9 protein-coding genes are annotated in these 16,000 nt (G+C 44.0%); 5 read left to right on the top strand and 4 right to left on the bottom strand.

The features are described from left to right. Window positions 1-81: 81 nt before the first annotated feature. Window positions 82-1,392: a hypothetical protein gene (locus tag BLP57_RS06105; protein WP_092070132.1), complete on the bottom strand. Its 1,311-nt coding sequence runs from the start codon at window positions 1,390-1,392 to the stop codon at window positions 82-84. Window positions 1,393-1,679: 287 nt separating this feature from the next. On the opposite strand from BLP57_RS06105, the gene recQ reads away from it, so the two are divergent. Next, on the top strand, window positions 1,680-3,509 hold the full coding sequence (gene recQ / locus BLP57_RS06100) for a DNA helicase RecQ (protein ID WP_092070130.1): 1,830 nt from the start codon (window positions 1,680-1,682) through the stop codon (window positions 3,507-3,509). A gap of 615 nt (window positions 3,510-4,124) precedes the next feature. On the opposite strand, the gene BLP57_RS06090 is transcribed toward recQ, so the two are convergent. Then, window positions 4,125-4,973 carry an AraC family transcriptional regulator gene (locus tag BLP57_RS06090; protein WP_021651531.1) on the bottom strand — a complete coding sequence of 283 codons (849 nt, stop codon included), beginning with the start codon at window positions 4,971-4,973 and terminating at the stop codon, window positions 4,125-4,127. Between the two features lie 205 nt (window positions 4,974-5,178). Here BLP57_RS06090 and BLP57_RS06085 point away from each other — a divergent pair, with 205 nt between their 5' ends. From BLP57_RS06085 to BLP57_RS06070, 4 genes are all read left to right on the top strand, one after another. Then, window positions 5,179-6,975 (top strand): L-fucose isomerase, encoded by a 1,797-nt coding sequence (locus tag BLP57_RS06085; protein ID WP_015525941.1) that lies wholly within the window; start codon window positions 5,179-5,181, stop codon window positions 6,973-6,975. Window positions 6,976-7,136: 161 nt separating this feature from the next. Next, window positions 7,137-8,177, top strand: coding sequence for an aldo/keto reductase (locus BLP57_RS06080; protein WP_092070126.1), 1,041 nt, complete (start codon window positions 7,137-7,139; stop codon window positions 8,175-8,177). Next, window positions 8,174-9,322: an exonuclease SbcCD subunit D gene (locus BLP57_RS06075; RefSeq protein ID WP_015525939.1), complete on the top strand. Its 1,149-nt coding sequence runs from the start codon at window positions 8,174-8,176 to the stop codon at window positions 9,320-9,322. Before BLP57_RS06080 ends, BLP57_RS06075 begins: the two co-directional genes overlap by 4 nt. Continuing rightward, window positions 9,319-12,603, top strand: a complete 3,285-nt coding sequence (locus BLP57_RS06070; RefSeq protein WP_092070123.1) for an SbcC/MukB-like Walker B domain-containing protein — start codon at window positions 9,319-9,321, stop codon at window positions 12,601-12,603. The genes BLP57_RS06075 and BLP57_RS06070 overlap by 4 nt, the downstream gene beginning before the upstream one ends. Here BLP57_RS06070 and BLP57_RS06065 read toward each other — a convergent pair. Together BLP57_RS06065 and BLP57_RS06055 are read right to left on the bottom strand one after the other, a co-directional pair. After that, a complete protein-coding gene (locus BLP57_RS06065) occupies window positions 12,597-14,168 on the bottom strand; it encodes a response regulator transcription factor (protein WP_118368601.1) in 1,572 nt (523 codons plus the stop codon). The genes BLP57_RS06070 and BLP57_RS06065 overlap by 7 nt on opposite strands. After that, window positions 14,165-15,910: a sensor histidine kinase gene (locus BLP57_RS06055; RefSeq protein WP_092070120.1), complete on the bottom strand. Its 1,746-nt coding sequence runs from the start codon at window positions 15,908-15,910 to the stop codon at window positions 14,165-14,167. The genes BLP57_RS06065 and BLP57_RS06055 overlap by 4 nt, the downstream gene beginning before the upstream one ends. Between the last annotated feature and the right edge of the window lie 90 nt (window positions 15,911-16,000).

Raw genomic sequence — 16,000 nt, 5'->3', positions numbered from 1 at the left:
AGCTCAGAGAGAATAAATAAAAGGGACGTGTTGCAGTGATGATTTTTAAATCAATACTGCGGCACGTCCCTTTTGAATTATTTATTTCCAGCTAATCTTCAGGCATTTAACGGAAATATCACTTTTTTCCGGCGCCTGGACCATGTTCTGGATGAAATAGGTTTTTGTCATGGATTTTCCGGGCTTTAGGTTCAGTGTCAGGTTCTTGGTCCAGTACATCTGGTCATAGATACCGGAACCGGTGGTGATCTGTACTTTTGCGGTGGTGATGGTTTTTGCAGAAGTATTGGTAAATTTTAAGGTATAATAGGTCTTCATGTCATTGGGGCCATACTTGATACCGGCAACACTGATCTTCAGATTTTTGACGGTAGGTTTGGCGGCCGGTGCGGATACGGTAATAGTGATCTTACGATTGACACCGTTTAAGTTTGCGGTAACCGTGGCTGACCCTTTTTTCTTTGGGACAAGATAGTTTCCGGAAATGGCAAGTACAGAAGGCTTGCTGGATTTTGCATTTTTGATGGTCAGATTGGTACCGCCCTTTAGATTGATAAGGGAACGCATGCTGACCTTGGAACCAACCTTGAGTGTAGTCTTGGAAGCGCGGAAGGTTGCTACGGTTTTTGAAGGCGAGGTTACTTTTCCGGTCAGCTTACAGGCTGCGGCCTTTGGATAGGATAAAGTGATCTTTGCGGATCCAGCTTTCATGCCCTTCAGGGTAACTGTGAAACGGCTGCGTTTTTTGGAATCCTGAGTGATGCTCTGTACCTTGAGAACAGAGCTGTTGGAAGAAGTAACCTTGAATTTTGATTTGCTGATGGTTTTTACGTAGGGATCAGAAATCTCGATTCCGATGGAAGTGGTTTTTCCGGTTCGGATGCTCTGGTTCAGATAATTGTTGTTGGTGATAAAAATTTCCGGAACAGCCTGTTTGATGGTAACCTCATAGTCACAGTCTACCGGTACCGGACATTCTTTATTGCCGAAATCGAACTCCAGGTAGCCATCCTCTATGTTGTCATCGTAGGTGAAAAAGGTTTCCTTGTATGCCAGTGGTGTATAATTTGAAGTGCTCAGCTTAACCACATTGATCCCATCGATGGAAAATGTGGTGCTTTTTGGGATGACTCCCTTGGGTGAATAAAAGCTTACACGAACTGTCACGGCATAGACCCGTTTTTGGCAGTTTGCATTTTTGATGTTGATCGGGAAATTAATGTCTGAAGACTCATCTTCGATCACACCGTCGGTATCACGGATAGTGGAAGTGGTTCCTTTGGTCACGACCCGGACTCTGGCGTGGGCATCCTGGGGAAGCAGGAGCACAATAACGGAAAAAAGAAACAGGAAAAAAATTGCTTCGATGGTTTTTATTTTTCTTTTACACATAACAAACCTCCTTTTTTTATGAGCATTCCGGCTGTTACTGAACAGAGGCCCGGGTACTCCATGAATTCATGGTCCTCTGCTGCGGAACAGTATAAACAGACTCTTTCTCTTATATCATTATAACAGGAAACCAGAGAGGAAGTGCTTTGTGATTTTTTTGTATCAATTGGCAATTTATCTGTAAATATGTTAAAATAAAATATTCGGAAAACAGCAGCGATTCGACAATGAAAAAGAGAAGCGTTACAGTTCCGGTGGGAACGTAACAGAAAGGATCATGTCGATTTATGACGAAACAGGAACTTTTAAAGACCCATTTCGGGTATGATACATTCAGAGAAGGGCAGGAAGCGGTGATCGATGCGCTTCTTGCAGGAAAAGATGTTCTGGCAGTGATGCCAACCGGCGCAGGAAAATCCATCTGCTATCAGGTACCGGCACTGATGATGAAGGGGATCACACTGGTAATATCACCGTTGATCTCCCTTATGAAGGATCAGGTGAGAAGCCTGAACCAGGTCGGTATCTCAGCAGCATACCTCAACAGCTCTCTGACGCAGGGGCAGTATTTCACAGCCTTGCGCTATGCAAAGGCAGGACGATATCCGATCATCTATGTAGCACCGGAGAGGCTTACCACAGAGGCGTTTCTGGATTTTGCGCTGAGCGCGGATATTTCCATGATCGCAGTGGATGAGTCACACTGTGTATCACAGTGGGGACAGGATTTTCGGCCAAGCTATCTGAAGATCGCAGAGTTTGTGGCACAGCTTCCAAAAAGACCGGTGATCGGTGCATTTACAGCTACAGCTACGAAGGAGGTCAGGGAGGATATTGCAAGACTTCTGGGGCTTCAGGATCCCTTTTGCACAACCACAGGATTTGATCGGGAAAACCTTTATTTTGCAGTGAAAACACCGAAAGATAAATATAAGGAAGTACACGATTACATACTGGAGCATCCGGACGACAGTGGAATCATCTACTGTCTCACCAGAAAGGTGGTGGAGGAGGTTTGCGGAAAGCTGATCCGTGACGGCATCACGGCCACCAGATATCATGCAGGACTTTCCGATGAGGAACGCCGGAACAATCAGGATGATTTTATTTATGACCGCTGTCGTGTGATGGTAGCCACCAATGCATTTGGAATGGGAATCGACAAGTCCGATGTGCGTTATGTCATTCATTATAATATGCCGAAGAACATGGAAGGCTATTATCAGGAAGCAGGCCGTGCGGGCCGTGACGGCGATCCTGCGGAATGTATCCTGCTTTACAGCGGGAAGGATGTGGTTACCAATCAGTATCTTATCGAGAGAGGACAGGATAACCAGGAAATGGAAGCGGCAGCCTGGCGCCTTGTCCGGGAGCGTGATCAGGAGAGGCTGAAGCAGATGACCTTTTACTGCTTTACCCATGATTGTCTGCGTGAGTACATCCTGAAATATTTTGGGGAATACGGAAAAAGCTACTGCGGAAACTGCCTGAACTGCCAGACCGAGTTTGAAGAGCAGGATGTGAGCCAGGAGGCCAGGGCAATGATCCGGTGCGTGGAAAGCAGTGGTCAGAGATACGGGGTGAACGTGATCCTGGATACTCTGCGCGGCGCATCTACGGCGAAGATCCGGCAGTATGAGATGGATGGAAATCCGGAATACGGAGTCTGTGCAAAGATTCCGGCACACCGGCTGCGGCAGATCTTTAATTATCTGGTACTGAAGGAATATCTTCATCTGACGGATGACGGATATACGATTGTGAAGTTGACCGCCGCTTCCAGGTCATTTCTGGAGGAGGCGCATATCCTCACAATGAAAATGCCAAAAGAGCTGGAGACGAAGAAAAAAGAGAAACGGAGCAGACTTCCGAAATCTGCAGTCGGGGAGCTGGGAGAACAGGATGAGCCCCTTTTTCAGAAGCTCCGTGCTCTTCGCCTGGAAATCGCCAGAGAGGAAAAAATCCCCCCTTATATGGTCTTTTCCGACAAAACCCTTATCCATATGTGCATTCTGAAGCCCGGAAACGAGGAGGAAATGCTGAATGTGACAGGAGTCGGCAGGCACAAGTACGAAAAATACGGAAAAAGGTTTATAGACGCGGTGAAAAATCTGTAGGAAATAGACTTTTGCCGTCGAAAAATGAAGAGCGAAATGTTCTGAAATTTCTTGCATTTTAAAGAGGCATTTGTTAGAATAAGACAAGCAGGAAACATCCGGCGGCTATAATGCGGCCGGATCGTTTTTAACTGTATCATATTTCTGCTGCATGTTCCGGTGCAGCGTACAGGCATTTCGCAAGCAGAGTTCTATGCAGCAGTGGAATCCCTTCGAGTAGATGGACCAACTGTGTGAGATATCCGTTGGTCAGAAGCAAGCAGTGAGGTGGATGATCGTATCCGCTTTCAATTAAGACATAATCTGGTGCTGGTCACTGCGTAAACAGAGATCAGGCTCCTTCACGATCTGCGTCGGCTTTTTCATGCAGAAAATCTGCCCTGCCGGCTTTTTTTCTCATACAGAAGAGTAGCATGTATTCATAAAGACATGAACATAGCCCGTCTGCAAAACGGGAATCCGTTCCGGCATGACTGTTCTCCGCCAGGCCGAAAAAGCTGTATTTACATAAAACAGCCCAATTCCTCAAAAAGCAGGATATCCGCAATATGTGCGAGATCCTGCTTTTTGTCATGTAATACTCTGATATGTGCCATTAAGACGTGGAAAAATATTTCAGCGTCTTTTATATTTGCCGGGGGTGATCCCCTTGTACTTTTTGAAGGTACGGATAAAATAGCTCAGATCATTAAAGCCATTCCGATAGGCAATCTCTGTGATGGAATCATCGGTGGTAGCCAGCTGGCAGCAGGCCTGCTCGATCCTCTGGCGGTTGAGGTAATCCATTGGTGTCTGATGCGTCATCTCGGAAAAGAACCGGCAGAAATATTTGGGAGACATGGAAACCGAAGCGGAAAGCTCCTGCAGGGTAATGGGGCTGGCATAGTTCTTTTCAATAAATTCCACGACCTGCTTCAGCTGGACAATGCGCTTGTAATCTCGTCTGGTTTTCCGCAGGCTTTCCAGGTAGTAATGATTACCAAAAACCAATCCGAAAAAGTGGTAAAATTGTCCAAACACAACCAGCTCATATCCTGGCTTCCTCTGCCAGAAAGAATCAAAAAGAGAGTTCACCGCTCTCTGGATATCAGGCTGCTTTTCGGTGAAATGGTGATAGATCAGCAGCTCCTGGTGGCTGATCTTCTGCATATATTCTGTGCAGACGGAATTAAATTTCAGAAACATGTTCATATCAAAAACAATGCACTGATAGATACAATCCTGAGGAATTCCGGAATGCAGAACTCCACTATTGACAAAAATCACATCTCCGGCTTTTGCTGTAAAACTTTTTTCGTCTAAAGTGACGGTGAGAGTGCCCTGTAATACACGCATGATTTCACATTCTACATGCCAGTGGTAGGACATGACATAGCGTGGATGGCTGCTGTCAATGTGGTGGAATTCAAAAGGAAATTCATAGGTACCTCGAAGTCTGTCCTCATTTCTTCCAAGATCGTGCAAAATACAACCCTTCTTTCTTAAATTTTATAGATTTTTTAGGAACTCATATGAAAAAGTGAATATTGTACTGTTTTTTGCTATTATAACACAAGTAATTTAAAAGATGCAATCGTATAATAAAAGCATAGTTCGGACAGGAGTTGTCAGAACGTGAAAAAACTGTAAGTTATAATAGTGAATATAAATTTAGGAGGTAATTGTTACTATGGCAAAGAGCAGATTAGTAGGCAGCTATCCGGTTATCGGTATCAGACCAACCATCGACGGACGTAGAGGAGCCCTCGATGTAAGAGGATCTCTGGAAGATCAGACTATGAACATGGCCAAATCCGCAGCAAAGCTTTTCGAGGAGAACCTGAAATATTCAAATGGTGAGCCTGTAAAAGTTGTTATTGCTGATACCACCATCGGACGTGTTGGTGAGAGCGCTGCATGTGCGGATAAATTCCGTAAAGAGGGTGTAGATATCACTCTTACAGTTACACCATGCTGGTGCTACGGAGCTGAGACCATGGATATGGATCCACAGACCATCAAGGCTGTATGGGGATTCAACGGAACAGAGAGACCTGGTGCTGTATATCTGGCATCCGTTCTTGCTACACATGCACAGAAGGGCCTTCCGGCATTCGGTATCTACGGACATGACGTTCAGGAAGCTGACGACACATCCATTCCGGAAGACGTTAAAGAGAAACTGTTAAGATTCGGTCGTGCAGCAGTTGCAGCTGCATCCATGAGAGGTAAATCCTACCTGCAGATCGGTTCTGTAACAATGGGTATCGGCGGATCTATCATCGATTCTGATTTCATCGAGTCCTATCTCGGAATGAGAGTTGAGTCTGTTGATGAGGTAGAGATCATCCGTCGTATGACAGAGGGTATCTACGATCACGAAGAGTTTGAGAAAGCTCTCAAATGGGCAAAAGAGACCTGCAAGATCGGTTGGGACAAGAACCCGGAAGAGCTTCAGTTCTCACCAGAGAAGAAAGAGGAGCAGTTCGAGTTTGTTGTTAAGATGGCAGTTATCATCAAAGAGCTGATGAACGGCTGTGATAATCTTGCTCCGGAATTCTCCGAGGAAGCGATCGGACACAATGCTCTTGCAGCTGGATTCCAGGGCCAGAGACAGTGGACAGACTTCTATCCGAACGGTGACTTCGCAGAGGCTATGCTGAACACATCCTTCGACTGGAATGGCGCTCGTGAGCCGTACATCCTTGCTACAGAGAACGACGTTCTCAACGGACTTGGAATGCTGTTCATGAAACTTCTTACAGGACGTGCTCAGATCTTCGCTGATGTTCGTACATACTGGAGCCCGGAGGCAGTTAAGAAAGCTACAGGATATGACCTTGAGGGTGTTGCCAAAGAAGCTGGCGGATTCCTTCATCTGATCAACTCCGGTGCTGCTTGCCTGGATGCTAACGGACAGGCTAAAGAGGCTGACGGAACACCAGTTATGAAACAGTGGTGGGATGTTACAGAGGCAGACCAGAAAGCAATCATGGACAATACAGAGTGGTGTATGGCCGACAACGGATACTTCCGTGGAGGCGGATACTCCAGCCGTTATGAAACACGTGCTCAGATGCCTGCAACTATGATCCGTCTGAATCTTGTAAAAGGACTTGGACCGGTTCTTCAGATCGCAGAGGGATGGACAGTAGCCCTTCCGGAAGAGGTATCTGACAAGCTCTGGAAACGTACAGACTACACATGGCCATGTACATGGTTCGCTCCAAGATGCGATGGCAAAGAGGGACCGTTCAAAACAGCTTACGATGTAATGAACAACTGGGGTGCTAACCACGGTGCGATTTCCTACGGACACATCGGTGCAGACCTGATCACAATGTGCTCTATGCTGAGAATCCCGGTATCCATGCACAACGTTCCTGAGAAGGATATCTATCGTCCGGCAGCTTGGAACGCATTCGGTATGGAAAAAGAGGGTGCAGACTTCCGCGCTTGCAAGAACTATGGACCACTTTACAAATAAATCATATTGTTAAGATAACGGAATATCAAATCCTCCGGCATGCATGTGCCGGAGGATTTTTTTGTGCCGTGGTATATGGATAGTTGGGAAATATACTGTTCGGATCTACGGAAAAAAGTTATAATAGAAAAAGATATATATGAATACGGGAGGTTACGTAGATGAAATATATACAGCTGAACAATACAGATCTGAACATCAGTTCTATTTGCCTCGGAACAGCAGGATTTGGAGATAAATCAGACCTGGAAAAAAGCTTTGAGATTCTGAACGCATTTGTACGCGCAGGTGGAAATTTTATTGATACGGCAAATGTCTATTGCAAATGGCTAAAAGGACATGGAAACTGCAGTGAGCAGATCATAGGAAAATGGCTGAAAGAGAGTGGCATGCAGGGAAAAGTTATTGTGGCAACGAAGGGCGCGCACTATTCCTTTGAGGATCCGAGCCGCAGCAGAGTGAACAAAGAAGATATCCGCATGGACCTGGATGAGAGCTGCCGCACACTGGGAAAAGATGAGATGGATTTTTACTGGCTTCACAGAGATGATCCGGAGAAACCGGCGGAGGAAATCGTGGATATTCTGGAAGAATTGAAAAAAGAAGGCCGGATCCGTTATTATGGATTTTCCAATTACCGCACAGAGAGGCTGAAAGAAATTGCTCAATGTCTGAGGGAACGAAATCTTTCAGGGATCACAGCAGTATCCAATCAGTGGAGTCTTGCAGGAATCAATCCCGGAGGAAATACAAATCCGGATCCTACACTTGTGGAGTTTTCCAGAGAAGAATATCAGTGGCACTGTGAGACAGGCGCTGCTGCCGTTCCGTTTTCTTCCACTGCAATGGGATTTTTTTCAAAACTTCAGAAAATGGGGCTTTCCTGTACAGATGCAGAGGTGGATGCATCCTGGATGCGGGAGAAGGAAACACAGATCACAGGTCTTTCAGAAAGTATGAAAAGATCCTACTGGAACGAGACAAACTTTCGCACCTATCAGAAGCTGTTAAAGTTGCAGAAAGAAACCGGCCACAGCCTGCAGGCCCTGTCTTTGGCATACTTTTTCAATCAGCCATTCCAGACTGTGCCTGTAACCGGTGTCAGCAATCCTTCACAGCTAAAAGATGTGCTGGATGCCTGTGAGATCGACCTTGCACCGGAACTGTTCGGAGGCTGGGTGAGCGCAGGAGGTGATCGATGAAACTGATCCATTTATCAGACCTTCACCTAGGAAAACGTGTCAATGAGTTTTCCATGATCGAAGATCAGAAATATATTTTGAATGAAATCCTGAGGATCATTGATGAAGAAGCACCGGATGGGATCCTTCTCGCCGGTGATCTTTATGACAGACCGGTTCCTTCGGCGGAGGCAGTGCAGCTTTTTGACCGGTTTCTTACCAGGCTTGCAAAGCGGAAGCTCCCGGTGTATGCCATCAGCGGAAATCATGACAGTGCGGAAAGGATCGCTTTCGGTTCACAGATCATGAGCAGCAGCGGGATCTGTATGTCCCCGGTATACGATGGAAAAACAGAAAAGTACTGTTTAACGGACAGCTATGGAGAAGTTTGGATCCATCTGCTTCCATTTGTGCGTCCGGCAACTGTGAGGCACGGACTGGAAGGAGAAGAAGAGGTGGATGAGATCCGTACCTACCAGGAGGCAGTGCAGGCGGCAGTTGCACATATGGAGATTGATAAACGTTATCGCAATGTATTGATCGCCCATCAGTTTGTGGTCGGTGCCATGCGCTGCGATTCTGAAGAGATCTCCGTTGGAGGTATCGACCAGGTGGAGGCAGATGTGTTCCGGGATTTTGACTATGTGGCACTTGGCCATATCCACAGTCCTCAGAATGTGGGAAGCGAGCACATCCGCTACTGCGGAACTCCTTTGAAATATTCTTTTTCCGAGGCAGGACAGCAGAAATCTGTGACAGTTGTGGAGCTTTTGGAAAAAGGAAATCTCAGGATCAGGGAGATTCCGCTGAAGCCTCTTCGGGATATGCGAAAACTGAAAGGCACATACATGGAGATCACATCACTGTCCAGTTATCAGGACACAAACACAGAGGATTATGTGCAGATCACGCTGACAGATGAAGAAGATATCGTAGATGGAATGCAGAAGCTCCGTACTGTTTATCCGAATCTGATGAGGCTGGAATATGATAACCGACGCACAAGAGAAAACCAGGAGATCGCAGGTACAGAAACGGTGAAAAGGAAATCCGAGCTGGAATATTTTGAGGAATTTTTTGAACTGCAGAATAACCAGCCCATGAATGAAGAACAGCGGAAATATTCCGAAGATCTGATCCGTAAGATCCAGGAGGTGAAACAATGAGACCGGAAAAACTGACCATCAGTGCCTTCGGGCCCTATGCAGACAAAACAGAGATTGATTTTTCAAAGCTTGGAGAGGGCGGTCTCTACCTGATCACCGGTGACACCGGAGCGGGAAAAACTACGATCTTTGATGCGATCACCTTTGCGTTATATGGAAGAGCCAGTGGAGAGGTAAGAGATCCGGCCATGTTTCGGAGCAAATATGCAGAGCCTTCCACAGAGACCTTTGTGGAGCTTGTTTTTTCCTATCAGGGGAAAAATTATCACGTGCGCCGGAGTCCGGAATATATGGCTCCGAAAAAAAGAGGCACCGGACAGACTCTTAGAAAAGCTGAAGCACAGCTGATCTATCCGGATGAACGTCAGCCGGTGACAAAGGCAAAAGATGTTACTGCGGCAGTGGAACAGCTTCTGGGACTGAGTTATGATCAGTTCACACAGATCGCAATGATCGCCCAAGGGGATTTCCAGAAATTACTTCTGGCAGGAACTACACAGAGAGGAGAGATCTTCCGACAGCTCTTTCACACAGGACTTTATCAGCAGATTCAGATGAAACTTAAGGATGCGTCAATAGCCAGATATAAGGAATATGATGAAATGCGCCGCAGTATTGCCCAGTATTTGGATGGAGTGAAAACGGAGACTGCTTCATGGCAGGAGGCAGAGGAATTTGACGAACTGAAAAAGATAAAATTCGAGGGAAAACTGGAGCGGAGTCTGGAACTTCTGAAGCAGTTTCTGGAATATGGTGAAGCACAGGAAAAAGAGCTCCGGGAAAAAGAAGACTCGCTTAATCAGGATATACGAAAATCAGAAGAGGCACAAAATCTTGTGGCTCAGAAACGAAATCTGGAGCTGAAAAAGAAAAAAGCGGAAAAAGATCTGGAAGAATTAACACCACTTCTACAGCTTGCAGTAGAAGTGGCGGAAAAATATAAAGATGCAGATCACAGATGTGAAGAGCTTGGAATCAGGATCCGTGAAAAAGAAGAAAAGCTGAAAAAATATCAGGAGCTGGAAAAGCTGAAAAAAGAGCTGGAAACAATCGAAGGAAAGCTTGAAACAGTCAGTGAAAAAAAAGAGAAGGATATTTCCGAAGAGCAGCTTTTGCAGAAAAAAGATGAGGAAGAAAAAAAACGCCTTTCAATACTGGCAGATGCAGGAGAAGAACTACAAAAATACAAGTTTGAGTACGATAAACTGGACAGTGAAAAACGAAGCTATGACAGCTGTCTGCTGACGGAAGAAGAGATCAAAAAAGAACAGAAACAGATAGATGGATGGCAGGAAGAAATCATCCGGAAAGAAACGCAGCAGAAGGAAGAGCTGGAGCAGCAAAAGAAAGACAAGGCGCTGTTGGACAGCGCGGAGCTGGAACTTCAGAAGGCAGAGACGAAAAAGACAGAAGGGCTTCGGAAAAAGAAAGAATTAGAAGGACTGATTGCTCTGGTTAAGGAGTTTCAAGGGGCTTATAATGCCACGAAAGAGCAGCAGGAAAAATATAAGATTTCCATTGAAAAAGTACAAAAGCAGAGAGAAGTTTACCAGAAACTGTTTCAGAGTTTTCTGGACGCGCAGGCAGGGCTCCTGGCGCAGGAACTGAAAGAGGGTTGCCCATGCCCGGTATGTGGTTCTTTCGAGCATCCGCGTCCGGGAATACTTCCCAAAGGACAGGTTGTGGATCAGGAAATCCTGGACAGAGAGAAACAAAAACTGGACAGACTGGAGAATGACGCAAATACGCAGAGTGTGGAAGCAGGAAAACGAAAAGAACGCCAGAAAACATTATGGCATCAGATCCAGAGGGAGGCACAAGAGCTTTTACATGAGACGGAATGGAAAAAGCTGATCCCTTTGCTGAAAGAAAAACAGGACCAATGTGAAAAGCAGCTGGCAGACAGCGAGGAAGAGATTCGCATAGCAATAGAACGTAAAAAAAAGAAGAACGAAACAGAAACGTGGATCGAAAAGCTGGAAACAGAGATCGTTCAGTTACAGGAAGAGAAAAATCAATGTGACAGAAAACAGGCCGGTCTTCAGACAAGAGACGTGGAAAACAAAAAGCAGCAGCAGATAACAGCAGAAGAGATCCGAAAACTGATTCAGAAAAGTCTGGTGTCAGGAAATGGAGAAGTGACGGACAACACAGCTGCAGGATTTGAAAGACAGATACAGGATATGCTCAGCTGCCTGTCAGAAAAAGTTCAGGGAAAGGAAAAAGAAGCAAAACAGAAACAGGATCTTGAGAAGCTGATCATAGAAAGAGAAAAGACTCTGAAAGAACTGGGAAGAGTTATCAATGAAGCTGCACAGGACATCGTACGTCTGGAAACAGAGAGGAAGAATAAAGCACAGAAAGTGGATGAGCTGAACGAAGAGATCGGAGAAGGTGGAAAAGAATCTCTGGAACAGGAAATAAAAACACAGAGGAAGCTGTATGAAGAGCTGAAAGAAAGCAGCAGAAGAGCTCAACAGAAATTACAGGAGATCCGGGCGGAAAAGGAAAGAATAACAGCGGTTGTAAAAAACTTTGAGGAGCAGAAAAAAGAAATCGGAGAAGTAGATGAGGATGCGCTCAGAGAGCAGTACAGCCGTTTTAGGGAAGAGAAAACACAGCTTTCGGAAAAACGAAAAGCACTTTTTTCTGTTCAGAAGGGAAATGAGGAAATATATCATAAAGTGCAGGTACGTCAGACGGAAATGACTGCGGCGGAAAAAGAATATGTCTGGATGAAAAATCTTTCGGATACAGCCAATGGAAAACTGAACGGAAAGGCAAAGATCGAGCTGGAAACTTATATCCAGATGGCATATTTTGACCGGATCCTGCGAAGAGCCAATCTCCGTCTTATGACCATGAGTAGCGGTCAGTACGAACTGAAACGCCAGGAGCAGAGCAAAAATCAGAAAGAAAAAGCAGGTCTCGATCTGAATGTCATAGATCACTATAACGGAACAGAACGAAGTGTAAAGACATTGTCCGGTGGGGAATCCTTCCAGGCATCTCTGTCCCTTGCACTGGGCCTGTCTGATGAGATCCAGGCCTGCGCAGGGGGAATCCGGCTGGATTCCATGTTTGTAGATGAAGGATTCGGATCCTTGGATGAGGAATCCCTGGAACAGGCCCTGAAAGCCCTGACAAGTCTGGCCGACGGAAAACGTCTGGTAGGAATTATCTCACATGTGTCAGAATTGAAGGAACGGATCGAAAATAAGATCATCGTCACCAAAAAATGTGGTGGGGATGGTGTGGGAAGCAGTATAAAAATTCAGTGAAAACGGCAGGAAATCTTCCGATAATCATTGGGAGTCATACCAGTTTGCTGCTTGAAAATACGGCTGAAGTAACGAAAATTGGGATATCCTACCATGTGGGATATCTCATTTACGTGATAGGAAGAAGTTTTCAGCAATTCTTTAGCTTTCTGGATACGCAGATCGGTAAGAAGATCCGTAAAATTTTTGCCGGTTGTCTGTTTGATCAGTCTGCTGATATAAGGAGTACTTCGGTTAAATTCATCGGCGATACTGTATAGGCTCAGAGGTTTTTCATAATTTGCGCGGATATATTCAATCAGCTGACTGGTCAGGTAGTTGTTTTTATTAATTTTATCAGTATTCAGAAGGCCTGCAATCTGAAACATCCAGTCCTGAAATATTTCAGTCTTTTTTTCCGGAAGTGAGGAGGTTGAAAAAAGCTCTTTCTGTGTTTTGGTGATCTGACGTACCGAATCTGACAGTTCCGTGGAAGCTGACTGAAAAAAAGAAAGAAAAAGAGTCATAAAACTATACATAAAACTGTTGAACTCATCAGGAGTTTGCCGGGTGAAAAACTGGGAGATCTCATCAAAATGCCTTTGAATCATTGTTTTGTCACCGGAAGACAGGGAATTGAGAAGAACCTGAAAATAGTTGGATTTTTCATACATGACAGCAACGGGGTTGGTTTCCAGATCACGGTAGAGCATGACAAAATGACTGGAATTTTTCAGGGTATTAAAAATTTCTACAGTCTGGCTTCGAAGCAGGGGAATTTCAGACAGATTCTCAGAGTGACTGCTGATGGCTGCGGACATGAGAACGTGATTCTTTTTTAGTTCCCCATGTATGAAATTAGTTATTTTTGTAAGTTGTTTTTCATCAATGTCCGGACATAAGGAATACAAAGCGTTTCCATAAGAAAAAATAAGAGCTCCCGGAATCTGTTCCTGAAGATAATGTTCGGCGATATGCGTAAAGTAATATTCTTTTTCCAGATCTTTTGAAACTGTTGTAGAACATTTGCAGTATAAAAGGTAATAGCTTTTAATATGATCCAGGCGGAGCATGGTGACTTCTTCATGAAAAGAAGAAGAAAGGGAAGTGGTGTTCCTGAAAAGTAACCGTTCAAAAAAATCTTTTTGAAGATTTCTGATATTTTCTTTTAGATAGGATTCATATTTTTTGCGCATGATCGCCTGATTTTTCCGTTCGGTGATAGTATGTATAGCTTTCAATACGGATTCTTTCAGGACGTTTTCGTCTACTGGTTTTAGGATATAATCGAAAACATGGTTTTTAATCGCTGTCTGTGCATACTTGAAATCAGAAAAACCGGTAATCAGTATTACGATCTTATCTGGAAAATTATTATGCACGAAAGAAGAAATATACAGGCCGTCTTTTCCTGGCATACGGATATCCGTAAGAATGATATCTGGTTGCTGAGAGGATATGATCTCCAGTGCTTTTGCTGCATTGTCAGAAGTAAAAATATTCTCTTTTTCTGTAAAAATCTGTGAAATATACATTTTAAGTTTTTCCAGGATGATCTTTTCATCATCAACGATCAGAATTTTCATTTTGTCAGGTCCTCCCTTTGATGTATTTGTGGAATACGGATCGTAACACATACAGAAGTACGGTCTTCCATATTTTCAAGAAGCAGTCCATAGGAATTTCCGAATTGGGACCGTAGCCGCATCTGAATATTTATAAGCCCAATGCTTTTCTGGTCGGAAAAAGAAGTTTGTGATACAGAGTGAATCTTTTCAATTACCTGGTGAGAAAACAGGGGGCCGGTGTTATAGACTTTGATCAGTACATCGTCTTTAAAAGTAAATAATTGAATAGAAAGAAAGCCATTTTCCACAGATTCACTGATACCATGTATGATAGCGTTTTCAACGACCGGCTGTATGATCAGTTTTGGGATATACAGATCTTCCATGGGATCGTTACATTCGATCAGAAAAAGAAGCCGATCCTGGAAACGCATTTTCTGAATATCCAAATATTCTCTTACGTAATTAAGATCTTCTGAAATAGGAAGAAGATCAGGGCCTTTGATGCTCATTCGCATGATATCAGCCAGTTTTGGAACGATATCTGTGATTTGCGCTGTTTTTCCAAGAGATGCCAGGCTTGAGATACAGTCCAGGGTATTGTAAAGAAAATGTGGGTTGATCTGTGCCTGAAGCGTTTTCAGCTCTGCGTTTTTTAGAAGAATCTGTTGTTCCGTGATCTTCTTTCCGGATTCCTGAAGGCGCAGGAGCATATGGTTGTATTCCTTTGTCAGCTCAGAAAATTCGTTGCTGGAAACTGTGTGGATCAGGGCGGTTTCATCGGCAACAGAAGTTTGTTTTAACTTAGTGATAAAAACCTGAAATTCCTGGGATATGGTTCTTGAAATCTGAATAACAGCGAAAACCAGTATCAAGAGAAAAAATATGGAAATAACCAGTAGCTGACGCCATACACGATTGATCGAATGAAATGCGCCGGTTGTGTTGAGAAGCCCTCCGATTTGTAAGAAATCGTTTACAGAATAGCGGATGGCATAAAAATTACTATTCCCCCTGTGGGAGTGATAATTCATATTCATGCTGGCTGTGACGGATGGGGCATAGGGGGAAGTTGTATATACCAGGTCACTATTTTGAAAAAGGGAATAATAACTATATTCAGAATCCTGATGCTCCGTGATCATATCCTCCATAAACCGGATATTGATCTCAGTCAGTAAAATACCGATCTTCTTTTCCGGTTTCTGAATGTCAAAAATATTTTTGGCAGCAGTGATGGTATAAGGTTCCTTTGGAGAATAGTAATAACAGAGAGTTCCCTTTGGTTGTTTTAGATACTCACTGAGCTGCTCCAGTTTTTGCTCCTGTTGTTCCAGGGTGGAATTATAAATAGTCTGATTGGAAATGATCCCATTATCGGTCAGAACAATATAAACCCGTTGAATTTTAGACTGAGCACCTAAAAGATATGTGGAGAAAAGGGTGTTACACTGGGACTGAACTTCTTCCGGACTGAGCTTTTTATCTGCATAGGAATGGATCAGAGACTGAATTTCTGTTCCGTAAAGCAGCAGATCAATGTTGGAGTTCAGTGAGGAAAAATAACTGGCTGTATTTTTTGCGATAGACAGAGTATTCTCTTCATGTTCCAGAAGAATATTGTTACGGGATTCTTTTACATAAATCATATAAAAAGAAGATAATAAAATGATATAACTGAGAATCACAACTGGAAGAACGATGACAAGAATTCGAAATTTTATAGAGTGTTCTTTAAATTTTGCAGTAATAGAAAACAATTCTTACCCCTCCTTTCGGTATTATTATATAATGATGAGTAAAAAAAACCAATACATATTATGAAAAGTGACACATAATGTCAAGAAGTG

The sequence above is a fragment of the Blautia sp. SF-50 genome (genome assembly GCF_900101315.1).
In the GTDB taxonomy this organism is placed as follows: Bacteria; Bacillota; Clostridia; order Lachnospirales; family Lachnospiraceae; genus Blautia_A; species Blautia_A fusiformis.
Note: the sequence above shows the minus strand (reverse complement) of the source record. Positions and strands in the feature narration are given on the sequence as shown.